The organism is Butyrivibrio sp. INlla21 (genome assembly GCF_900116875.1).
Lineage (GTDB): Bacteria > Bacillota > Clostridia > Lachnospirales > Lachnospiraceae > Butyrivibrio.
In genome coordinates, this window is record NZ_FPCC01000005.1 from 105,953 (window position 1) to 129,426 (window position 23,474).

The following is a 23,474-nucleotide window of genomic DNA, read 5'->3' on the forward strand; positions in this document are numbered from 1 at the left end:
AATGCATTTTTCTTACGTAGTATTGCTTTATATCGAATTTTATAATTCATGTTTTTATGAGGAGATCCTGAATTGAAAACAATAGCAATCATTCTATTTATTCTGATGTATATTCTTATGATCACTTTGCCGAAGAGACGTGCGATAGTTGCTCTTTCAACCGCCGTAGTCTTTGTAATATTGGGGATCCTTCCAATAAATAAAGTATTCGGTGCTATAGACTGGAACATTCTAATGATGATCTTTGGTACGATGGTCATCGTCGATTACTTCATAGAATCCAAGATGCCTAACTTAATAGCGGATAAGCTTCTTAATCTCGCTCCCAACGTTATGTGGGTTACGATTTTCATGTCGCTGTTTTCGGGAATCATCTCGGCATTTATAGACAACGTTGCAACGCTTCTAATGGTTGCTCCCGTAGGACTTGCAATCTGCAAAAAGCTTAAGATATCGCCCGTACCAATGATAATCTGTATCGCGGTTTCATCCAATCTTCAGGGCGCGGCGACTCTTGTAGGTGATACAACATCCATCATGCTGGCTGGTGCCGCACATATGGACTTCAACGACTTCTTCTGGATGAACGGTCACCCCGGAATCTTCTTTGCCGTTGAACTCGGTGCTCTCGCAACCGTTCCTATTATGATGTATCTCTTCAGAAAAGATAAAGAACCTGTACATTCAAACGAAAACACAGTAGTAACAGATTATGTTCCCACGATAACGATGCTCGGTCACGTAGTATTTCTCGTTATTGCTTCTTTCTTCCAGAACAAGCCCGAGATTACAAACGGTGTGATCTGTATGGTATGCGGTATCATCAATATCATCTGGGAGATACAGATTTCAAAAGGAACCGACAGCATGTGGCATTCGCTCAAAGCAATCGACTATGACACAATGCTCCTTCTTGCAGGACTCTTCTGTGTAATAGCCGGAATCAGAAACGTAGGTATCATCGATGATCTTGCGAACATGATCGCAACAGCCGGAAAAGGAAATGTCTTCCTTCTCTACACGGTAATCGTATTCGGATCAGTCGCCGTATCTGCATTTATTGATAACATACCGTATGTAGCAACGATGCTTCCGGTTCTTTACAGTCTTTCAAGGGTTATGAACACAGATCCGATTGTTTTATATTTCGGTCTTTTGATCGGAGCAACACTCGGCGGTAACTTAACTCCCATCGGAGCATCTGCCAATATCGCAGGTGTCGGAATGTTGAGAAAAGATGGTTACGAAGTAAGCTTCGGTGACTTCATGAGAATCGGAGTTCCGTTTACATTAACCGCAGTTGTAGTCGGATATCTCTTTATCTGGTTTGTATATGCATAAAATAAAGGCTTTCGCTTTGATCTTAAATCATAAAGCGAAAGCCTTTTTTCATCATCCGATACCAATACATTCATAGCACAGCCTGATAGCTTTGTTTTTTACATCGTTAAAGCCATTGTTATTTAATCCAATAATTATAATAACGACTGCCAGTGCAAATACTACAATCTGCAAAATTCTTTTTTTACGATCGAGCTTCCTTACTCCAAAGTGTATAGCATCTTCAGGGCAATGTTTTATACATTCACCGCACTGTATACATTCTCTGTCACAGACTCTTTTTACATCCATTTTGCAACTGCGAACGCAGGCGTTGCAGTGAGTGCATTTCTTCTCATCAACCTGTATTCCTAAGAAAGAGATCGGCTGAAAAAAAGAATATATCGCGCCAAGCGGACATATAAATCTGCAGAAGCCTCTATAAGCAAAAATACATAGCACCACTATCGAAACAAGCATAAAAATTTTCCAGCTAAATATAAAGCCAAGCATCGGTCTTAGTTTTTCCTGCATAATTGTAAGCGGAATTCCCGCTTCCAAAGTTCCGGCAGGGCAAATGTATTTACAAAATCCGGGTGCGGAATAAGACACCGGAATAAGTATCGCAAATATCAAAAGCAATGCGTATTTGATCCATGAAAGACCTCTTGTGACATTACTCTTTTTTATCTTTGGTGTAGGAATCTTATCAAGAAGTTCCTGTATCAATCCAAACGGACACAAAAAGCCGCATATAAATCTTCCGAGAAATAATCCCATTAGTAAAATCGTACCAAGTATATAATATGGGAATTTATACTTAGATGATATAAGCGCAGACTGCAAGCTTCCAAGCGGACATGAAGCAATCGCACCGGGACATGAATAACAGTTCAGCCCCGGCACGCACATTCCTTTACTGTTTCCTTTCCATATCTTGCCCTCTGCAAAGCCCTTAACATTGCAGTTATACAAAACCGCCGCCATAAGCTGTACATAGCGTCTTGAAAACTGCTTGAAATGCTCCTTACCTTTCATCGGCACCTCGTTTTATCTTTTACTTCATGCACTCATCAATTGCGCCCTTGTACTCAGCGTACTGTTTATCTGCACCATCAGCTCCGAGATAAATCTTCTCGATTACTCCGTTCTTGATAACAAGAGTATAAGGAATACCCTCCGTAGGATAGAGCTGTCCTATTTTGCCTTCCACATCGTAAGCGATAGGGAATGTATATCCCTCGTCCTTAACAAGCTGATCAACGGTTGCCTTATCTTCCATGCAGTTTACGCATAGAATTGACAAGCCTTCGATATTATCTTTCTTAAGCTTCTCAAATGCAGGCATCTCTCCCATGCAAGGAGGGCACCATGAAGCAAAAAAATTAAGAAGGACTACTTCATTCTCATGTTCTGAAAGCTTAAATTCCGTACCGTCAACAAGCTCCGCTGTAAAGTCAGGAGCCTTATCTCCCTCAGAAAGCTCTTTTATACTGCCTTCTGTTTCAGCTTCAACGCTTGTTTCCGTGCTTACATCGACACTTTCTTCAACGGTTGATCCTGCGCTTGTATCAGCACTTTCCTCAGTCATTGCTTCGCTCTTCTGAGCTTCCCCACTTTCAGAAGCCGCACCGCAGGCAGAAAGACCCACGATGGATAAGCTCATAACGGTTACAACAAATAATTCTTTAAATTTTCTCATCTTTATCTTTCCTTTCTTTATCTTTACTTATACATAAATAACTATCTTTTAATCAAAAAATCTGATCTTGAGATTAAATGAATCCTCAGATACTTCCATGCAAAGTCTTTTAAGCGCGTCATAATATTTCCCGAGTTTCTTTTTTGCATACTTTGTATTGTAAAAGATAATATTCCATCCGTTACCCATCTCGGTCAGAACGTCGTTTAGTGCATCGAGGTTCTTTCCGTAATAATCCGGAAGCGGAAGTTCTTTTACAAGAAGCTCCTGAAACTCTTCGTTGGTTGTCACTTCTGACATATCAATATAAAAAACTTTCCCCATTCTTTTTCCTCTTTTATATTAACTTAGGTCATTTACGGCTCGTATAACAGTTCAAACTTGGAGTAGTGATCATCCGTGAAATAAATATGGAAATCATCGGAATACACTATTCGTCTGGATCCGCGCTTTGATGCATTTAACGTATCAATATCGCATTCATGATATCCGATACCCTCGGGCAACTTTCCCTCGGCGTTCCTAAATACATCTCCTCCGATGCATTTGCCGGGTGCAAAAGCATCAAGGCCTCCACCGCCCCAGCCAAGCTGTTGCGCCTGTGCCTTGGTAATATAGTTGGGCGGAAGTTTGTGATATAAGTGCAGATACAATGCCACATCTTCCTTGGATGAATAGGTTCCGCCTTCAACAACTTTAGGTTCTTCATCTTTGGGAGTTTCATCATTATCGGATTCACTCCCCTGATCTTCCTTATATGAATTCTTGTTATTCTTTTTTGAAGAACGATTCTTTGATCCGGAGCCAATAGTTGTTGATGAGCCGTTCTTACCTTGCGCGCCTGTAAGTTTAGAGCCGGTTCCGGAAGTTGATGAATAATTGCCGCCAGTACCCGAAGGGCTGCCGGAGCTATCCGCAGTTTCTTTTCCAACGGTTCCCGAAATAGGTGCACCGGCACCGGAACCATCTCCGCCGGCGCCGTTTTTATCATCGCCATCCAATCCTTCCGAGCCTTGTCCTCCAAGTCCCGAAAGGGCCGCGCTGCCTCCGGATCCTCCCGATCCTAAGCCCGGCGTACCGCCAGCCTGCATGTTTCCAAGGTCCGCTCCTCCGGTGTCGCCGGTATCGACGGGAGCTCCGCTTTCTCCCATGGCTTCTATGCCACCTAACTCTCCGCCTCCTGACATATCACCCGAAAGATTTCCTTCCATTCCGTCAGGCGTTCCTTCAATCGCTCCATCTCCTTCGACAAACGAACTTCCACCGCCGTTCTGTCCTTCAAGATTAACATCTGTTTTCCCAAAGGAGCCCATGAAGAAGATAAACAGTGCAACAATTATTATCGCACCTATAAAATATTTAATTACTCCATTTTTCTTGTTCATACGCGTGTTCCTATTTCCTTTTATAAAGCGTTATCAGTTACATATAATATCTCCCCTTATAATGATAGCGATAGTATCATTGAATCATCAGATAAACATATTCTCTGCAAGCTCTTCCCTTGAAAGGAAAGGAGCAAGATCTTCAAGCGGAGGACTCGTAAGAGTTCCGTCCGGAAGTCTCCTTGCGGAGCTCTTGGGCGCCCATACCTGATCGGTATCCGTAAACACTTCACAGAGCACCGGTGCCTCAGTATCAAGTGCCTCATCCAATTTATCGGAAAGCTCGGCTCCCGTGTGAATTCCTATATAGCTGTATCCAAAAGCGGATGCGATTTTTTCAAATGGAGGGAATGCCAAGTCACCGCTTTCAGGTCCGATCCCGCACTTGGAATAATCAGAAAAAAGATTATTCTGCGTAAGCCTGATTGAATGATAACCCGCATTGTTTATAAGAAAAATCTTTATAGGAAGCTTATTGGTAACTATGGTCTGAAGCTCCTGAAGATTCATCATGATACTGCCATCGCCCTCAAGACATATTGTATCCTTCTTGCCCGCAGATAAACACAAACCTATCGCAGCAGGAAGTCCGTATCCCATGCTGGCTACGGCATTATTTATTATAAATCTGGTATTGTCTTTTATTGTCCAGCTCTGGTGTCCCGCAACGCAGCATGCACCGTTACTTACCGCCGTAAGGCTTCCCTTTGGAAGCTTGTCTGAAAGTGCTTTGATAAAGCCGTAAACATTAACAAGTTTATCTCCCGTATGAAGCTGCTCATCGGATACAACAGGATACTTCTCTCTCCACTTGATGCACTGTGCTCGCCATGCATCATCGGAAAAAAGATATCCCTCTTTATCGCCATTTGCAGAATCAAGCTTATCATTAAGTTTCTCCAGATATTCTTTTACATCTGCATGAATCTTTAGGTCGATATGAAGTGTGTGCTTATCCATCTCTGAAGAATCAATATCAACCATGATGACCTTGGCTGCTCTCGCCCATGTTCCCCATGTATAGCCTACCTGCCTGATGGAAAGTCTGCTTCCGAGAACAAGAACCAGATCGGAATTCTGAATGGCAAAGTTTCCGGCTCTGTCTCCCATGTTTCCGCCGCGGCCGCAGTAAAGCGGGTTGTCTGATTCTATCACATCAATGGAATTCCAATATGTACAAACCGGTATTCCAAGCTTATCAACAGCTTTTCTGAATGCTTCAAAGCCACCCGAAATACGGATTCCTCCGCCGGCATAGATGACGGGTCTCTTGGCTTCTTTTAGCATCTCGATAGTCTTATCTATACTCTCATCAAGCTGCGCTGTGCTTATTTTCTTTTCACAGATATCTTCAGCTTCGTCATATCCTCGAAGCTCATCGGGATTGATATCGGCAGCCTGGTAATTAACGGGCACATCAATCCATACAGGTCCGGGTCTTCCGGTATTCATAAGATGCCATGCTTTTTCGAGATGATATCTGATATCCGCAGGATCTTCCAACATAACTGCATACTTACAGATATGCGAAGTCATCGCTGTAATATCATACTCCTGATCTCCGATGGCTCTTGGTTCATAATCGCCATCACTATCCTTGCAGCCTGCCTGTGCTGCGCACTCTTTTCCATAGTTCTTTTTCCAATAACGAACTGTAGTGTCATAGCGGACCTGTCCGCTAACAACAAACATAGGAAGTGAATCTAGCCAGCCTCCGATAACTCCCGTGATCGCGTTTGTTCCGCCGGGACCTGAAGTCACACAGAGCGCCGCAACTTTATTCTCATATCTTGAATAACCTTCCGCGGCGATAGCCGCACCCTGCTCATGATGAAAGTGGGTGCACTTCATTCCTTCCGTATGTCCGAAAGAATTATTTAAATACATAGCGCCACCGCCTACTACCATAAAGCAGTCGGTGACGCCTTTTTTTATCAAAAATTCAACTATATAATCTGAAACTCTCATAATATTACCATTTTATCCAAGGCGCTTTACCTGCCTCGATAAGCTCCGACAATTCGTCCCTTTCTCTTGCAGTATCCATACATTTCCAGAAGCCGTCATACTTATATGCCGCCATCTCACCGTCTTTTACGAGATTGTGCATAGGCTCTTTTTCAAAGAAAGTAGCATCGCCTTCAATGTAATCAAACACGCCCGGCTCAAGTACCATATATCCACCGTTTATTCTGGCTCCGTCCATGCTTGCTTTTTCTCTGAAATCTCTTACAACGGATGTGTCATCTTTATCAATATCAAATACACCGAAACGCTGACCTGCAAGGATAGCGGTTACAGTGGCGATCTTTCCGTGGCTTTTGTGGAACTTAAGAAGATCGTTCATATCGATATCGCAAACACCGTCACCGTATGTCATGAAAAATGTCTCATTGCCGACATGCTCTTTTATCCTCTTTATACGTCCACCGGTCATGGTGCTGTAACCTGTATCTACAACCGTTACTTTCCACGGCTCTGCCTTCTGTGAATGGAAGGTTGTCTGTCCGCTGTTTGCAAAATCAAAAGTCACATCGCAGTTATGAAGATAATAGTTGGCAAAATACTCTTTGATTACCTCCTGCTTGTAACCTGCGCATATGATAAACTCATTAAAGCCGTGATAGGAATACTCCTTCATGATATGCCACAAAATAGGTTTACCGCCTATCTCGATCATCGGCTTTGGACGAAGATGACTCTCCTCACTTATTCTTGTGCCGAAACCTCCGGCAAGTATTACAACTTTCATTTCTTAATATAAAACCTTTCTGAATCAAAAATAATACTATTATCTTAACGAACCTGGCCCAAAATTACAAATTTCACCTTATATATTCGCATAAATACTCAACATCTTTGACGTATATTCCGAAACATCAAGCCTATTAAGCTCTTTTAACTTTTCCCTGTAACCATCAAGCGTTTCGCGGGAATTCCACATTTCAAGGATTACTTCCTCCAGTTCCTTGGCATCTCCGCTCTTAAATAATCTTCCGTTCACTTTATCTTCCACAAGCTCAGGTATTCCGCCGATATCTGCCCCCAGTACAGGAACAAATCTCTCCTGACTCTCCATAACGGAAAATGGACAATTCTCATACCACTCAGAAGGATAGATCGTAAATTCTGCGTTTCTGATAAGTGTTTCCAGCTCATCTCCGGATTTAAATCCAACGTTTACAGCATTCGTAAGCTCATCAATTTGCTGCGCATATTCACCGTTTCCTGCAAAAACAAAGTTTATTCCTGCAAGCTTTTTACATGCCTCTATCAATGTGCGAACGCCCTTCTCACAAGAAAATCTTCCGAAATACAACACATATCTGTCAAAAGGAATATCAAGAGCTGCATACTCTTTTCCTAAATTCTCGGGATGCTCGACAAAATTATGTATTGCAAAGGTCTTGTATTCAAAAAGCGGGTTTTGATCCATCTTTTTCTTAATAAACTCGGATGGACATATGATCTTATCTATATATTTATATACTCCGTTAATCTTCCAGAAATAAGCTTCCGCCGCACCTACAATCGATTTAAGAGTAGATCCGTGTATACACTTTCCTTTTACGCAGTTTCCGAATGCTCCGTGAATACATTTCTCACAGTTCTCATGCGTAGCAGGATTATTAAACATATGATTTGGGCAAAGAAGCTGGTAATCGTGAGCCGTAAAAACTATTCTGCAGTCTCTTTTTTCTTTTTTTCTCCATTTCACCGTCTCCGTGATAACAGAGGGAGTAAGTTGATAATTAAAATTATTAAGATGCACCACATCCGGTTTAAAATCATCCAGCACAAGACGTATCTTCTTTGCGGCTTCTCTACTGTAAATCGTCTTTATCGGATATGTGATCTTTTTAAGAGGATTGCCGCCTCGGAAATCCATATCCGATGTATAAGCACTTACATTATTTCCGACTATTCTACCGTCATGCTCCATCCCAAAAAATTGGACTTCATGCCCCATATCTTGTAATGCTTTTCCAAGTTTAAAAATATAAGTCTCCGATCCGCCGTTTGGATGAAGAAATTTATTTACTATAAGTATCTTCATGTTGTTTACCTTTTTTCTCTCATACTCATGAGCCTTGTCAAAAGAAGATCAGAAGCATCATCTTTACTCATGCACTCAAGGGCCTCTTCGTTGTCTTTAGTTATAAAAGTAAGGACATTGGTATCAACACCAAATCCTGCCCCCTTAACCTTAAGATTATTAGCGCATATCATATCAAGATTTTTCTTCTCAAGTTTTTTTCTTGAGTTTTTCAAAAGATCTTTTGTCTCCATTGAAAAGCCGCAGAGAATTTGTCCTTTTTTCTTCTTTTCTCCAAGCTCCTTCAAAATATCTTTTGTCCTCTTAAGCGGAATGCTCATTTCCTTATCGGAATCCGATTCTTTTTTCTTGATCTTGTCAGTTGCCGTTTTTACAGGTGTATAATCCGCAACTGCGGCCGCCTTTATTATTATGTCCTGTTTTGATGCTCTCTTAGTCACTTCCTTGAACATATCCTCAGCGGATGTGATCTCCACAACATTCACATTCTTAGGCCTATCAAGATTGGTCTTTCCGGTTACGAGCGTAACGTCAGCGCCTCTTCTTGCGGCTGCCTTGGCAATGGCATAGCCCATCTTGCCGGTAGAATGATTGGTGATATATCTCACCGGATCGATTGCTTCCATAGTCGGGCCGGCCGTTACAAGTACCTTCACTCCCGACATATCTTTTTCACAAGCTATCTCCTGAACAATCGCATCTGTTATAACGGAAGGTTCTTCCATTCTTCCTTTTCCGACTGTTCCGCAGGCAAGGAATCCCTCACCCGGCTCTACGACAATATATCCGAGATCACGCAGAGTCTGCATATTTCTCTGAGTCACAGGATTTTCATACATTTTTGTATTCATCGCAGGTGCGATCATCTTGATGCAATCACAGGCAAGAGCTGTCGTAGTAAGCATATCATCGGCAATTCCGCATGCAAGCTTGGCTATACAATTGGCTGTTGCAGGCGCTATAACCAGAATATCCGCTTTATCTGCAAGCGCTATATGCTCAACCTCATAGTAGTTTCCCCTGTCAAATGTATCCGTCACACATCTGGTATGAGTTATTGATTCAAAGGTGAGGGGAGTCACAAACTTAGTCGCATTCTCTGTCATTATGACATCTACATTTGCATGCTGTTTGATTAGCTTAGATGCAAGATCTGCTGCCTTATATGCGGCAATCCCACCTGTTACTCCAAGAAGTACATTTTTTCCTTGTAACATCAAAATCTCCTTTTAATTATCGCTTCCCGCTTTGTTTTTTTATAGATTTCTCCTGACATTTTACCACATCTATGATATATTTATTACGCACTGTATTCAAATAGATTTGAAACGGTAGCTTTTTTGTAAGGAGAACTAAATATGCAAAACACATCATCACTGAGCCGCGAGACTAAGACGTCAGAAGGACTCAGTACAAAAACACTCTATTTGGTGGAGACTGCCCTTATGATCGCAGTAACGCTCATCATGGGTAACACCTTCTTGGGAACCATCCCCACACCTTTTCTTAAAGTTTCAATCGTAACAGTACCCGTTGCACTCGCAGCAATGTTAATCGGCCCCACAGCCGGTGTTGTATGCGGACTTGTTTTTGGACTCAACAGCTTTTTTACTGCTCTCACCGGGGAAAGCGGACTTCTTTCAACACTTTTTAACGTAAATCCAGTCGGAGTATTTTTGACTGCTGTATTGGCAAGATTTCTTGACGCATTCATCGTGAGCAATCTTTTCCCTATTTTTAAAAAGCATCTGGGCAAGGTTTCTTATTTCATAACAGGACTACTTATGCCTCTTTTCAATACAGTTTTCTTCATGGGACTTCTTTGCATTTTCTTTTATCATTCAGACTTTATTCAGGAGCTTGCAGCAACAAAAAATGCAACCGGTCCTTTGTCATTTGTGATCGCACTTGTCGGCGTTCAGGCAACGGTTGAAGCAGCCATAGGTTGTCTTCTCGCAGGAACACTCGGACTTGTGCTTTCCAAAGTGCTCCACAGAGCATGATTTAATAATGATATGGAAAAGATACTGACTGTAGATATTGGTAATACGAATATTGCGATTTTTTTATGGGAAGGCGACAAAGCTACGCCTCTTGATAGCTTTGCGACAGACAAGAACTATAATCTTGAGGAGTTAAAAAAAGCTTTCTCTTCTGTTCTTGTGTCGTTTTCAGGTAATAATAAAACGGAGCTCATCACGGGCTCCGTTATTTCCTGTGTCGTTCCAAGTATCTCTTACGTGGCAAAAGAGGCTCTTAAAGCTGTGACGGGAACCACCCCCGTAATCGTAAGCTGTGAACTCGATATTGGAATTAACTTTGATCAATATGATAAAAAAAGTCTTGGTTCCGACAGGATTGCCGATATAGTCGGAGCAGTTAAGCTCTATGGCACTCCTGTGATAGTCTGCGACCTAGGAACCTGTACTACATTATCGGCAGTAGATTCCGAAAATAGATTTATTGGCGGAATGATCACTCCGGGCATTCAAACTTCTCTGGATGCACTACATGACAGAGTCCCTCATCTTCCAACTATAACCGCAAAAGAAACCGATAATCTGGTCGGTCTTGATACAGCATCATCTCTTCTTTCCGGTGCTATTGTCGGAACGGCAGCCATGATATCCGAAGTTGCCGATAAGATCAGAACAGCCCCGGATATGAATAATGCAACTCTTGTCCTTACAGGAGGAAACGCATCGTTTGTTCTTCCGTGGATCTCTGAAAAAGGAAAAACTGTTTATGAGCCGGAACTCATCATGAAGGGCTTGCGCGAAATATATACAAATTTCTGTTGAATCTTATAGCTCATAAAGAAAAGGCAAGTATCAACTACAATCTTAACAACAGTCTCGGGAACGACCACGAGCCATTTTACTCCCATCGTCACCAAAAATGCACTGAGCGCCATCTGTACAACAGCTAAGGTTACATACTTTATCGCAGCTTTTCCAACTTTTTCATTACTCTTAAATACCATCTTGTAGTTAAGCGCAAAATTATATGTAGCGGAAACTATCCTTGCTATCACAGTCGCTATCGCAATATATCCCGCGTACTTTCCTTTAAGAAGAAAACAAAGAAAAGAAAACAACGCTATATCCAAAACACAAGATGAAAGGGATGAAAAGATATATCTTATAAAGCTCTCACCAAGAACTCTGTAAATTCTTATAGAATCCGCAAACGGATTAAAATGTGTTGAATGATGATCCTTGGATTCATATATTGTGCTGATAGGCACTTCGATTATCTTATACTTTCCTTTTGCTTCGAGAAGCATCCTCATTTCAAATTCAAAACGATCCCCTTTGACCGAAAGAAGCTCCTCCATAAACTTAGCAGGTATTCCCCGAAGGCCCGTCTGCGTATCACTCACGTCCAGTCCTGATACATATCTCGTAACTTTCTTGGTGATAGCATTTCCCGCCTTTGATTTCCAAGGAATGTCATCTCCTTCAAGACTTCTGACACCAAGAATAAGAGAATCTTTGTTTTCCAAGAGGCTCTTTTTTACATCATTTATAGAAGCTACGCAGTGCTGCCCGTCAGAATCCGCAGTCACTGTTCCGACCGCCTCCGTCATGTTATCAAGCACATATTTGAACGCAGTCTTAAGCGCAGCGCCTTTTCCTTTGTTAACGTCATGCCTTAGAATAACACCGTTTTCTGCCAAAAGCTCTTTTGCCTTGTCAAAAAAGACTTTGAATTCCTCGCCACTTCCGTCATCAACTATAACAATATACTCCCCGCTTTCCGCCAGCTCTTTTACCAGCACGGTCATACGCTCGTCCGGTTCATATGAAGGAATGATCACCGGTATTAAGTTTTCTTTACTCGAAATATTCACATTCATCTATTACATTCTAGCTTAATTATTGACTTTGCGCTATATTGGAATGTAGAGGTTTATCATGACAAGAAAAAAAACGCTTATTCTAATATTCATATTATTATTCATAGTTCTTGGGCTGTCTTTTATCGGAAGAAGAGGAATCGCTCGCAGATTTCCGCTTACCATTACAGAAATCTGCGCTTGCAATAAAAATGCCGCCTACGATGACAACGGCGATTACGGTGCAGATTATATCGAGATCTACAACAGTTCCGATGGCCCCGTCAGTTTATTGGGCTGGGGACTTACCGATAGCAGAAAAGATCTGTTCAAATACACATTCGGTGATGTAACTGTAGAGCCGGGACAAGCTGTTATTGCTTGGAGCAGTCCATGCATAGACGATACTTCTTTATACAGGGATGACTATGTCCCCTCCGACATCCACGATATTCCTTTCAAGATTTCAAAAGGCGAAGTGTGCATTCTCACAAGCCCCGATGAAAAGTATGTTCAAAGGCTTCCCATCCCATACGATCTTCCCGACAACAAATGTTATGCTTCCTGCTTAGACGATCCGGGAAGATATAATATCACTTCGGCAACTCCATATTATGTAGAAGAGACTTTTATTCCCGAGAAAAAAGAAATATTGGAAGCTCCTTCTTTTTCAATAAAAGGTGGATGGTATGACGGCGACGTTGTAGTGACTTTGGATGCTCCAAAAGGAGATATTTATTATTCTCTAAACGGATCTGTCCCTGACTCCGAATCATACAAATATGAGGGTCCTATAACCATAAGTAACAGAACGCAGGAGCCCAACATTTGGTCGGCAATGGGCGATATAGCTACCGCCAATACATATATACCTGATTTTCCCGTCGATAAGGGAACAGTTCTTAAAGCTGTTGCCATAACCGACAACGGAACGAGTGAGATCGTATCACAGACATACTTTGTTGGTCTTGATAGTTACGGTTATGACGGAATTTCCATCATGTCTGTATCTATGGATCCCGACGATCTTTTCGGTTATGAAAAGGGCATCTACGTACAAGGCAAGGTAAAAGACATATATGGCGAAAAAATGGATCTTGATCCCTTTGAATATATCTATGATTACTGTAACTACGGAAAAGAAGGTCGCGGCTGGGAACGCCCGGTTAACATTGAATTTTTCTCAGAAGATCATCATAAGGTATTTGAACAAAAAGCCGGGATCAGGATTCACGGCGGATTTAGTATAGGGCAGAATCAAAAGAGTTTTAATCTGTATTCAAGAGCCGAATACGATGGAAATGAATACTTTAAATACGATTTCTTTAAAGGCAACGGAAACGGATACAGTAAGGTTGTTCTTAGAACCGGAGGCTCAAACGATCTGTTTGTGACTAAGCAAAGAGATGTTTTTTGCCAAAGCCTTGTAGCGGACAGAGATGTCGGGATTCAACGTGCCATACCATGCGCCTTGTTCCTAAACGGTGAATATTGGGGAATGTATTTTATTCAAGAGGGAATCGGTGAGTCATACATTCATGAACATTACGGAATTGATGAAGATAATGTTATCATCATCAAAAACAACGAAGTAAGTACTGACGATCCTGAGGATCTAAAACTATATACCGACTTGGTTGATTATATTTCGACCAACGATATGGCAGTCGATTCCAATTACAGATATGTGGAAGATAAGATAGATATTCAGAGTCTGATAGATTACTACATCACAGAAATATATGTTGCCAACGGAGATGCTTTCTCCAATAACCTTGCACTTTGGAGAGCCAAGAATCCTACCGGTGATAAATACGGCGACGGCAAATGGAGATGGCTTTTATATGACCTTGATGAATCATGTGCTATGATCACAGAGTTGACCAATGCTTCAATCGATTCATTTATCGAAGGCCATTGGGAAATAAGCCCGTTAAACGGAGATAAACTTTTCTCTTCAATAATAAAAAACGAGGAATTCAAAGAACGTTTCGTCAGCTCTTTTATTGAAATGACAGAAAAAAACTTTCAATACGAAAGCGTTCACGAGAAGCTTTCAATACTTTCGGCAAAATGTAAAGACGCCGATATAAAATCACAAGAAAGATTCCGCGGTGACTTTGTGGTCAGCAGTTATGAACCCGGCGAAGACTTCACTCCGCCCTATTCCGAAGATGACTACAATGCCGATATTGCGGTCATTGACGACTTTTTTAAGGAACGAGCTTCATACATTACAAACTATATGAAAAACGATCTGGGATTATCTGACTGAATTTTCTATATTATAAAAAGCAGCTTTTTTAGAAAAAGACAATAATTCATGGAGTCGCACATATTGAATCAATTTAAAATTTTATTTCATTAGATTCCATATCCATTCGAAATAATTGTTTTCTTTTTCACAAAGTTTTCACAAAGAAATTTTGTTTTTCCTTGTTTCGCTTTTTCGTATATGATAAATTCTTATTCGCGCGATTCAGAAATTATCTTTTTTTCCCTTCTCCTGCGCTCTGTACGTGAGTTCCGCTCAGTGCACGCAGCCGCGCTGATAAACCCAAAATAAAAACACCACTGCAAAGTCTTTGCAAGTGGTGTTTTTGTTTTTTATTTTGTTATCTGATCATATCTTTCCGATACCTTAGCCCAGTCAAGTACTTCAAAAAAGGCCTTGATATAATCGGGTCTCAAATTCTTATATTTAAGGTAGTATGCATGTTCCCATACATCCAATCCTATGATCGGTATTCTTCCGGTGCCCTCACTAATCGGATTGTCTTGATTGGGAGATGCCGATACAAACAATGCTCCCGCCTTATCTGTTGAAAGCCATGCCCATCCGGAGCCGAATTGTCCGGCTGCTGCCTTGGACAATTGATCCTTAAGCTCATCGAGACTTCCGAAAGTTTTATCTATTGCTTCTTTTAGCTTACCGTTAGGTTCTTTGGCCGGACTATCGGAAAACATCTCAAAATACAGGTTATGATTATAATATCCTCCGCCCTGATTTCGAAGTCCCTTCTTCAAAGTCTCATCGGAAACTTTATCAAGAGAAGCCAGAAGCTCTTCTGCCGAAAGGTTGCTAAGTCCTGCTTTCTCAGCCAATTCATTAAATGTCTTGGTGTAGGTGGCATGATGCTTGCCATGGTGAGTTTCAACTGTGAGCTGATCAATATACGGCTCCAGCGCATTTGTAGCATAAGGTAACTTGATCTGTTCGTACATAGCGATTCTCCCTTCATAATTCAAGATTTAATTGTTCATTATAACAGTGGTATTACTTTTTATACCAAGAAACAACCTTCTTTACCGCCTCAATAACGTCATCGACATCGCTGTCAGTCATAAGTGGATAAAGCGGTATGCTCATGATACCTTTGTAAACCTTTTCCGCAACAGGGCACAGTCCCCTTTGATATCCCATTCTTTCATAGAAAGGGAACCAATATACAGGTACATAGTGAACCTGCGGCTGCACATTTTCTGCGGAAAGTGCATCAAAAAACTCTCTTCTGGTGCATTTGACCACATCAAAATCAAGCTGTATCACGTAAAGATGCCTTGTAGTATCGGATTCCGGTATTTCTTCCTGAACTATTATTCCCGGAACATCTTTAAAGGCTTCATCATATTTCTTTACGATCTCTTTTCTTCTCTTCGAGAACTTATCCAGTTTATTAAGCTGACTGATCAAAAGAGCTGCCTGAAAATCCGTCATTCTGTAGTTAAATCCGAGTTCCTGCATCTCATAGTACCAAATACCTTCAGCTTCATGCTTGAACTCATCCGGATTTCTTACAATACCATGCTGTGAAGCAAGGTGAAGCTTTCTGTATAATTCAGGATCATTGGTTGTGATCGCACCGCCTTCTCCGGCTGTAACAGTCTTAACGGGGTGGAAGCTGAATGTTGTCATATCAGCGATCGAACCCTCTCCTTTGCCGTCATACTTGGTTCCGATTGCATGTGCTCCGTCAATGATAAGCGTAAGACCATGCTCATCACATATCTTCTGAATTCTCTTATGATCCACTGCCTGTCCTGTATAGTCAACCGCCACAATTGCTTTGGTCTTATCGGTTATATGCTTCTCAATACTGTCCGGATCGATATTATAGGTTCTTGGATCAATATCCGCAAAAACCGGCTTAGCGCCGACATACACAGCACAGTTTGCAGAAGCCGCAAATGTCAGAGGAGTTGTTATTACTTCATCTCCTTCTCCCACTCCTGCCGCTATCATTGCACAATGTAGAGCGGCTGTTCCGTTACTGACTGCTACTGCGTATTTTGCTCCGGTCACTTCACAGATTCTTTTCTCAAGTTCCGCTACGAACGGTCCACATGTTATAAGCTCTCCCTTAAGTGCCTTTGCAACTGCATTCACATCGTCATCATCAATCCACTGACGACCGTAATAAATCTTCTCGTCTCTTACCGGAGTTCCACCGAGAATTGCAAGTTTATCCATTGTTGTCCTTCTTTCCGTATCCTAAATATATCCATTCTAAAAAGATATTCCGATAGTAATTGTCTGTCATCAGATTATACCATATTCCATGGTCTCAGAGTACCCGACACGTGTACAAAATAGCCGAAGAGATATTTATCTCTTCGGCCACGCTTCATCACTGTTTATAATTAATCATAGAGGTCAAAGTCTCCGCTTTTTGAAGGATCTCCGTTAACAACGTAATATGCTTTTCCCTCTTCAGGCTTTACATAGATATTAAGCTCTTTAATATCTCTTTTGCCATATGCTTTTTTTGCCTTGGAGACAATCTTATCCTCTCCTATAGACAGGCTACTGTACTGTAGCTCAATCTTTGTTTTTGTTTCTGCCATCATTACCCTCCCCTCAGAAGATTAGTAGTCTTAATTACGTTCTATTTTACACCTTATTATGACAAAAGTGAATGTTTATTTAATTATCCGTGTTTTTTTAAGCTTCCTTTATTCTTATTTTATTTCTCTCGTTTATAATATACCTACCAAGAGACAAGGAGGTATCTGCCATGGCTAATAAGAAAACTATAGCTTCCAGAATAAGAACCACTCCAAAACCGCCTCTTCAGGTTATGCACGTTAGGACCTTTAAACCCGATCTCAATACTCTCAGCAGCGTTGACTGCGGAGTAGATTTATCGGGATATGCATTTGAAGGACTAAAAAAGTGGAAATAACATTTGACCAAATAAACTAAATATCCTTTTTTATTTAGGGCACGTAATGAGCGATCATGCGTGTCCTTTTTTTATTTCACAAAAATATGTTAAAATGTGTTATTACAAATTTGAATCGGAGCGAAAGAATGATTAAAAATAAGCAAGCCTTATTAAGACTTATAGAACTAATAGCATTTATTATTGCTTTCATTATCTTATCTACACAGCTGATGAACGCTCTTGTTATCAAGGGACATTCATCAGAAGCACGAATGTATGATGTATACGAAGGGTATGCGCAGAACAGCGATGTTCTTTTTATAGGAAGCAGTCATGCAGGACAGCTTGTAGGAAGGAATCTGTGGAGAGACTATGGAATCGCATCATATACAATTGCCGGCAATTCGCAGCCAATTGATGTCACCTATCATTCCATAGTTGAATTCCTCAAGCATTCAGATCCCAAGGTGATAATGGTAGAAACCGCCCTTATTCCCGATGATAACATGGAAACACCCGACACCGAATATGAAGGCAGAATACAAAGTGACGCCGCTTTCAGATATTCTGTTAATTATCTTAAATTGGCATCAGCACAAATAAAGAACTTTAATCTTCCCCTAAAAACCGAAGGTATCCAGCTTCTTTATAAGTGGCCCCTCATGCATGATCGCTATTCAAGTCTGACAAAAGACGATTTCGTAATAGATACACCTTATCTGGTCTCCGATACATTACCTCTTTATTCTGTTCCTGAGGAGGAGGCAGAGATAGTAACATCTGAGGAACGCGCTCCTATCAGTGATATTGGTCGTAACTACCTTGATAAAACAATAAAACTGTGCGAAGAAAAGAATATTCACCTTGTTCTTTTCCATACTCCATATCCTGCACCCGAGACAACTCTGGCACAGCAAAATACCATTTCGGATATAGCTGCGGCGAACAACGTCCCGTTTATTGATTTTAATTATCTTGTGGATGAAATTGGCTTTGATATACACACTGACCAGGCAAGAGATCTTAATCACGTAAATCTCAGCGGTGGTGAAAAGATAACTGATTATCTCGGAAAATATCTCATAGAAAACTATGGCATTAAAGATCACAGACAAGATCCGGGCTATGAAACCTGGAATAAAGACCTTAAGGCATGGCAAGTACTTCAATTAAAAGAAAGCTTTGAAAAAACAAATAATATAGCAGAATGGTCAGACCTCTTTGCCGGTCAATTAAGCAATTATATGGTAATACTGACTCTTTCCGGTGATTATACTTCCGAATCGGACGGATCTATTCAGAGCATCCTCGAAAAAGCTCCCGTTCCGGAAGATTTCTATGAAAAAGGCGGAACGGTAATACTCTATCGCGGTAACATCTTATATTACTCCGGCGGATGTGAAACTTATTCTTATTCACACAAATTTGAAAACGCCGTTGTGTCCATAGACAGAGTTACATCAGGTTCCGAAGATAGTCCTTTTGAAGACGGAATATATATTTGGAATGAAAACTACATCATAAACAGCGATGGACTTAACGTTACTATATATGACGACAGTCTGGATATTGTTGTTGATTCTATTGGTGTTGATGCATGCCCTGACGAAGGCAAACTAATTAGAAACGAAATTGATTAAACTGATATAAATGGAGATTACCAATGTTTATTACTTACCAGTTGCTCTTTCCTTTAGTATTTATAATACTTCTGCTGGAATTCATAGTTCCCAAAAAGATCCGTTCTTTTTTACTTCTTGCATTAAGCTTTTTCCTTTATTACATTTGCGGAACGGCATCTTTTTATATCCTGCCTGCAATGGGCGTTGTTTCATACGTTTCGACAATGGCAATAAAAAAGCTTGGTTCTCAGGCCGCCAAAAAAGTGATTCTTTTCTCAAGTATCATTGTAATAGTAGGACTTATGCTTGCATTTAGATACACGGGGATCAAAAATGCCTCTCCGCTTGGATTGTCATTCTTTGCCTTGGAAGCCATTTCCTACATTTCAGATTGTTATACAGGAAAAATAGAAACAGAGAATAATCCTCTTTATGTTCTCTTATATATCGCATTCTTTCCCACTGTTATTTCCGGTCCTATTGAGAGAGGCGGTAATCTGATTCCTCAATTCAAGAAGCTTGACTCTTGTTCTAGAAAAGATTTATTGGATATAAACAGACTGTGTGACAATGCAATAATCATCATATTCGGAATGTTCGTAAAGCTTGTGATAGCTGACAGACTTTCAATAGTTTCCAATACTATTTTCTCAACTTATTATCGCTACGGAACCACGGTTCTGATAATAGGTGCGATCAGCTTCGGAATGCAGCTTTACTGTGATTTTATGGCTTATTCACACATAGCTCTGGGAATTGCCGGAATGTTTAATATCGGCATAATGGATAACTTTAAGGCTCCTTACCTGTCTGTATCTGTCACAGACTTCTGGAGAAGATGGCATATATCGCTCAGCTCGTGGCTTAGAGATTATGTTTACATTCCACTTGGCGGAAACAGAAAAGGTAAGCTGAGAAAATATCTCAACACATTTATTACCTTTGTTATAAGTGGTATATGGCATGGTTCGGGCCTTAGCTTTTTGGTATGGGGTTGCCTTCATGGGCTCTATATCATGATAGAAAACCTTCTTACCGATATTGGACTCATGAAAAAAGATAAAAGCTCCATCCCCTTCGGCGGGCGCTTTTTAAGAGCTGTAGTTACGTTTGTACTGGTAGATTTTGCCTGGATCTTTTTTAAGGCAGATTCAACCAAGATTGCATGTGCATATATTAAACAAATGTTTACCGTCAAGGATTTCTGGATCCTATCAGATATGAACAAGCTTTTTTCGTTTGGACTTGGAATTCAGGAAGTACTTATTCTCATAACGGCACTGCTTATCCTGGCCGGTATGGACTTTGTCACTTATAAGAACAATTTAAGAGTCGACAGTTGGCTTAAGATTCAAGGTCCTGTATTCAGAGTAATATTCACTCTTGCAATTTTGCTGTTTACAATAGTATTCGGCATATACGGCGAAACTGTCGATCCTGCAACCTTTTACTATATGTCATTTTAAAAAACCGAGACAAAGAATTATGTTCTTTGTCTCGGTTCATTATTTTCTGCATTAAAAACTATTCTTAAAACCCTACGCTTTTTATTGCACATGCTGCCGCCATAACCACCAGAACAATGGCAAAAATGCGCATCCACCGATATGTCTCGGGCTCTTCTTCATTATTCTTGTTAAGTTCACCGATAGTGAACACTACCACCGCAATTATAAAAATAACTGCTGCCAAAACAGCCAAAATTTTTCCCATATCATCCTCCGCGCCGTATCAGCCCGCCAAATGCTCTTTTATCTTATCTTTGATCCTATTCTCAACCAATGCTGCTATATCCTTGGTCTTCATATTCTTATATTCATCATACATTATCGGCTCAAGATAGTATACATATGTCGTCACCGGTCCGTAATGATCACTGTTATAAACTTTATAAGAATCAACAAGCGCCACCGGCACTATCGGAACTTTGGACATCTGCGCAACCTTAAAGCTTCCGGCTTTAAACGGTTCAACAACATTGCCGTTATTTTCCTTATATCCGCCTTCCGGGAAAAGAATGTACTTCTTTCCTTGTTCCAGTTCTTTTGCCATCTCCTGAAAAACTGTTATTGTCTGTCTGGGATTATTAAGATAAATAGACTTTCCTCTAACCAGTAATAAAAACTCATAAACAAGCGGTATCTTCGACCTCTCTATATCCATAACAAAAGAAATCGGCTTTTCGTGTGTTGCAAAAATCCCGGGAACATCATATTTACCTTGATGATTGGGATATAGCATGTAACCACCTTCCTTGGGAAGATTCTCGGCTCCGTATGCTATGGTTTTATAGCCTGATGATCTGTTCATGACATCTACCATCTCTCTTGCCACAGCATAACAGTCCTCTTCCGAGTGCTTCTGAGGGTTTCTGACCCATATCCTGGCTTTGATGATGTAATAAATGATCTTATGTAGATTGATCAGTATCGTATGATAATAATTCCTCATTTAGAAAATTATACTCCAATCTTATCCAATAGTGATTTAAACCCGTATATCTCGAATTGCTCTTTTGCCTTGGTTTTATCAAAATTGAGCTTGAAATCATCAAGTGAAATATCAAAAGGATAATCTTTCCTGATCTCTGCGAGATCTTTAGACAATATTGCAAGATCACGATACTCGATAAGCGCCTTTAAAGGGCTTCTGGAGATGCCAAGCTCTTCTTTCCACTTCTTGGCCAGCTCTTTTTGCTCCTTATCATCTTTGCAATCATCAATTGCCTCATATATGCCCTCAACAGTGCCATACTCAGCCAAAAGAGGTAATGCAGCGCTGCTAACTCCCTTAACCCCCGGGATGTTATCGCTTGAATCACCTTGGATTCCCTTAAGATCGGGTATTTGGTCGGGACGAACACCATATTCCTTAAGACATAGATCCGGTGTAACTTCAAATGCCTTATCAGGTATGGCCGCAAGCTTACTGTCCCACCCATACTCTGCTCCATACTTGGTTTGAAGCTCATTGGCAGTCTCCTGCTTGGTCTGTATAAGCCAAACTCTTGTATGATCGGTCACAAGCTGTAAATAATCATGGTCTTTGGTGATTATATACATGGGAATGTCTTTCTCATAGCGTCCGGCCACGCTTCCCACGATGTCATCCGCCTCATAATTCTCGTCAAAAAGGACCTTAAAGCCCATTTCCTTCAACATATTCTCCATATTGACGAACTGCTCCTTCAAAGGTTCGGGCGTATCCCCTCGGTTTGCCTTATATTCGGCATATTTCTCTCTTCTGAAGGTATCTCTCGTCATATCGAAAGCGAACATGATATGCGTAGGCTTCTGCTCATCTATTATTTTAAGAATTGTTCTCATCATGCCAAACATCGCATTGGTATACTGTCCCTTGGCATTATGCATGATCTGAGAGTAAAGTTTTTCCTTTTTCTCAGGATCCTTTTCGAACATAATTGCCTTGGGAAGATTGCCATAGTAGTTTGTCACTAGCATAGAACTTCCGTCAATTAGTATGAATTTCTCGTTTGCCATTATATCTCCATGGATTTTTATGTTTTTTCGCAATTTTAATGATAAAAGAAAACAGGTGCATTGGCAAGATGCACCTGTTCAGGTAGGAGATTTCTTATGACTATTGTATGTCACGTGTAAATAACGCCTTGGCATTGACGCATTTACTTTGTTAGCATTTGCTAACAAAGACATATTAGCATATGCTAACAAGATATGCAAGTGCTTTTTTCTAAAAAACTTTCTCAAATATTAAGAGAGACAATCCCCAAATCTCACTCTCATATGCGCCTTGATGGCCTCTACGCAGCCCTCAAAGCCAAGCTTACTGCTGTCCAGACATAGGTCATAATTTCGCGCATCCGACCACTTACGTCCTGTGTGATGCTCATAGTATTCAGATCTGTACTTATCTTCCTTGCGGATAAACTTTTCAAGCTCATCTCCGCGAAGACTCTGAACTTTCGCAGCCTGCTCAAGCAGGTAGTTCATAGGCGCATGTACAAATACACTTAGAACGTTGTCGTAATCCTTGAGCACAAAGTTCGCAGCACGACCTATTATAACACAGCTCTCTTTATCTGCGAGATTCTTTATTGTTTTTGCCTGGAAATTAAAGAGATTGTCAGGCTCGGTAAATTCCTTACTGTCCGGACCGATTATCTCACCCGTATAAACATTTACAGGCGCCTTGAAGAAACCAACCGTTCTGCAACGCTCGTCTGCTTCTCTGAAGAGATCCTCATTTATACCACTCTCTTCCGATGCAAGCTTTATAAGATCCTTGTTGTAATAATTGATACCAAGATCCTTTGCAAGCATCTTGCCCACGGTTCTACCGCCGCTTCCATACTGCCTTGCGATTGTAATGACAATGTTTTTCTTCATGCTTTTATCCCCCTTGAA

Annotated in this window: 23 protein-coding genes; 7 read left to right on the plus strand and 16 right to left on the minus strand. The window is 40.9% G+C overall.

What is annotated here, in order from left to right:
- Positions 1-72 precede the first annotated feature (72 nt).
- Entirely contained in the window at positions 73-1,341 is a 1,269-nt protein-coding gene (locus BM377_RS04115; protein WP_092244138.1) for an ArsB/NhaD family transporter, read from the plus strand.
- A gap of 51 nt (positions 1,342-1,392) precedes the next feature.
- Here the strand turns inward: BM377_RS04115 and BM377_RS04120 are convergent, their stop codons facing one another.
- The 8 genes from BM377_RS04120 to coaBC form a co-directional block, all read right to left on the minus strand.
- Positions 1,393-2,358: a 4Fe-4S binding protein gene (locus tag BM377_RS04120; protein WP_092244141.1), complete on the minus strand. Its 966-nt coding sequence runs from the start codon at positions 2,356-2,358 to the stop codon at positions 1,393-1,395.
- Positions 2,359-2,377: 19 nt separating this feature from the next.
- Complete coding sequence (locus tag BM377_RS04125; protein ID WP_092244143.1) at positions 2,378-3,022, minus strand: peroxiredoxin family protein; 645 nt, start codon at positions 3,020-3,022, stop codon at positions 2,378-2,380.
- Positions 3,023-3,070: 48 nt separating this feature from the next.
- A complete protein-coding gene (locus tag BM377_RS04130; RefSeq protein WP_092244146.1) occupies positions 3,071-3,346 on the minus strand; it encodes a barstar family protein in 276 nt (91 codons plus the stop codon).
- Between the two features lie 32 nt (positions 3,347-3,378).
- Positions 3,379-4,407, minus strand: coding sequence for a ribonuclease domain-containing protein (locus tag BM377_RS16395; RefSeq protein ID WP_242948085.1), 1,029 nt, complete (start codon positions 4,405-4,407; stop codon positions 3,379-3,381).
- Positions 4,408-4,494: 87 nt separating this feature from the next.
- Complete coding sequence (locus BM377_RS04140; RefSeq protein WP_092244149.1) at positions 4,495-6,375, minus strand: thiamine pyrophosphate-binding protein; 1,881 nt, start codon at positions 6,373-6,375, stop codon at positions 4,495-4,497.
- 4 nt (positions 6,376-6,379) lie between these two features.
- A complete protein-coding gene (gene rfbF, locus BM377_RS04145; protein ID WP_092244152.1) occupies positions 6,380-7,159 on the minus strand; it encodes a glucose-1-phosphate cytidylyltransferase in 780 nt (259 codons plus the stop codon).
- A gap of 78 nt (positions 7,160-7,237) precedes the next feature.
- On the minus strand, positions 7,238-8,464 hold the full coding sequence (locus BM377_RS04150; RefSeq protein WP_092244155.1) for a glycosyltransferase: 1,227 nt from the start codon (positions 8,462-8,464) through the stop codon (positions 7,238-7,240).
- Between the two features lie 5 nt (positions 8,465-8,469).
- Positions 8,470-9,681, minus strand: coding sequence for a bifunctional phosphopantothenoylcysteine decarboxylase/phosphopantothenate--cysteine ligase CoaBC (gene coaBC, locus BM377_RS04155; RefSeq protein ID WP_092244158.1), 1,212 nt, complete (start codon positions 9,679-9,681; stop codon positions 8,470-8,472).
- A gap of 141 nt (positions 9,682-9,822) precedes the next feature.
- Between coaBC and BM377_RS04160 the strand changes: the two genes are divergently transcribed.
- Together BM377_RS04160 and BM377_RS04165 are read left to right on the plus strand one after the other, a co-directional pair.
- Entirely contained in the window at positions 9,823-10,467 is a 645-nt protein-coding gene (locus tag BM377_RS04160) for an ECF transporter S component (RefSeq protein ID WP_092244161.1), read from the plus strand.
- A 12-nt stretch (positions 10,468-10,479) separates the two neighbouring features.
- On the plus strand, positions 10,480-11,265 hold the full coding sequence (locus BM377_RS04165) for a type III pantothenate kinase (protein WP_092244165.1): 786 nt from the start codon (positions 10,480-10,482) through the stop codon (positions 11,263-11,265).
- Here BM377_RS04165 and BM377_RS04170 read toward each other — a convergent pair.
- A complete protein-coding gene (locus BM377_RS04170; RefSeq protein WP_092244168.1) occupies positions 11,208-12,323 on the minus strand; it encodes a bifunctional glycosyltransferase family 2/GtrA family protein in 1,116 nt (371 codons plus the stop codon). The two genes, BM377_RS04165 and BM377_RS04170, sit on opposite strands and share 58 nt — an antisense overlap.
- A 58-nt stretch (positions 12,324-12,381) precedes the next feature.
- On the opposite strand from BM377_RS04170, the gene BM377_RS04175 reads away from it, so the two are divergent.
- Positions 12,382-14,577: a CotH kinase family protein gene (locus BM377_RS04175; protein ID WP_092244171.1), complete on the plus strand. Its 2,196-nt coding sequence runs from the start codon at positions 12,382-12,384 to the stop codon at positions 14,575-14,577.
- Positions 14,578-14,909: 332 nt separating this feature from the next.
- Here the strand turns inward: BM377_RS04175 and BM377_RS04180 are convergent, their stop codons facing one another.
- The 3 genes from BM377_RS04180 to BM377_RS04190 form a co-directional block, all read right to left on the minus strand.
- Positions 14,910-15,527 carry a superoxide dismutase gene (locus tag BM377_RS04180; protein WP_092244174.1) on the minus strand — a complete coding sequence of 206 codons (618 nt, stop codon included), beginning with the start codon at positions 15,525-15,527 and terminating at the stop codon, positions 14,910-14,912.
- A 52-nt stretch (positions 15,528-15,579) separates the two neighbouring features.
- A complete protein-coding gene (gene pseC, locus BM377_RS04185; RefSeq protein ID WP_092244177.1) occupies positions 15,580-16,773 on the minus strand; it encodes a UDP-4-amino-4,6-dideoxy-N-acetyl-beta-L-altrosamine transaminase in 1,194 nt (397 codons plus the stop codon).
- 170 nt (positions 16,774-16,943) lie between these two features.
- On the minus strand, positions 16,944-17,147 hold the full coding sequence (locus BM377_RS04190; RefSeq protein WP_092244180.1) for a DUF6465 family protein: 204 nt from the start codon (positions 17,145-17,147) through the stop codon (positions 16,944-16,946).
- A gap of 170 nt (positions 17,148-17,317) precedes the next feature.
- On the opposite strand from BM377_RS04190, the gene BM377_RS16280 reads away from it, so the two are divergent.
- From BM377_RS16280 to BM377_RS04200, 3 genes are all read left to right on the plus strand, one after another.
- The gene (locus BM377_RS16280; RefSeq protein WP_158588639.1) at positions 17,318-17,485 is read left to right on the plus strand and encodes a hypothetical protein; all 168 of its coding nucleotides are present in this window, start codon (positions 17,318-17,320) and stop codon (positions 17,483-17,485) included.
- A 128-nt stretch (positions 17,486-17,613) separates the two neighbouring features.
- Positions 17,614-19,107 carry a hypothetical protein gene (locus BM377_RS04195; RefSeq protein ID WP_092244182.1) on the plus strand — a complete coding sequence of 498 codons (1,494 nt, stop codon included), beginning with the start codon at positions 17,614-17,616 and terminating at the stop codon, positions 19,105-19,107.
- Positions 19,108-19,130: 23 nt separating this feature from the next.
- A complete protein-coding gene (locus BM377_RS04200) occupies positions 19,131-20,555 on the plus strand; it encodes an MBOAT family O-acyltransferase (protein ID WP_092244185.1) in 1,425 nt (474 codons plus the stop codon).
- Positions 20,556-20,619: 64 nt separating this feature from the next.
- On the opposite strand, the gene BM377_RS04205 is transcribed toward BM377_RS04200, so the two are convergent.
- From BM377_RS04205 to BM377_RS04220, 4 genes are all read right to left on the minus strand, one after another.
- Positions 20,620-20,802: a hypothetical protein gene (locus BM377_RS04205; protein WP_092244188.1), complete on the minus strand. Its 183-nt coding sequence runs from the start codon at positions 20,800-20,802 to the stop codon at positions 20,620-20,622.
- 18 nt (positions 20,803-20,820) lie between these two features.
- On the minus strand, positions 20,821-21,540 hold the full coding sequence (locus BM377_RS04210) for a lysophospholipid acyltransferase family protein (RefSeq protein ID WP_092244192.1): 720 nt from the start codon (positions 21,538-21,540) through the stop codon (positions 20,821-20,823).
- 8 nt (positions 21,541-21,548) lie between these two features.
- Positions 21,549-22,589 (minus strand): 5'-3' exonuclease, encoded by a 1,041-nt coding sequence (locus BM377_RS04215; RefSeq protein ID WP_092244195.1) that lies wholly within the window; start codon positions 22,587-22,589, stop codon positions 21,549-21,551.
- A 231-nt stretch (positions 22,590-22,820) separates the two neighbouring features.
- Positions 22,821-23,456, minus strand: coding sequence for a cytidylate kinase-like family protein (locus BM377_RS04220; protein WP_092244198.1), 636 nt, complete (start codon positions 23,454-23,456; stop codon positions 22,821-22,823).
- Between the last annotated feature and the right edge of the window lie 18 nt (positions 23,457-23,474).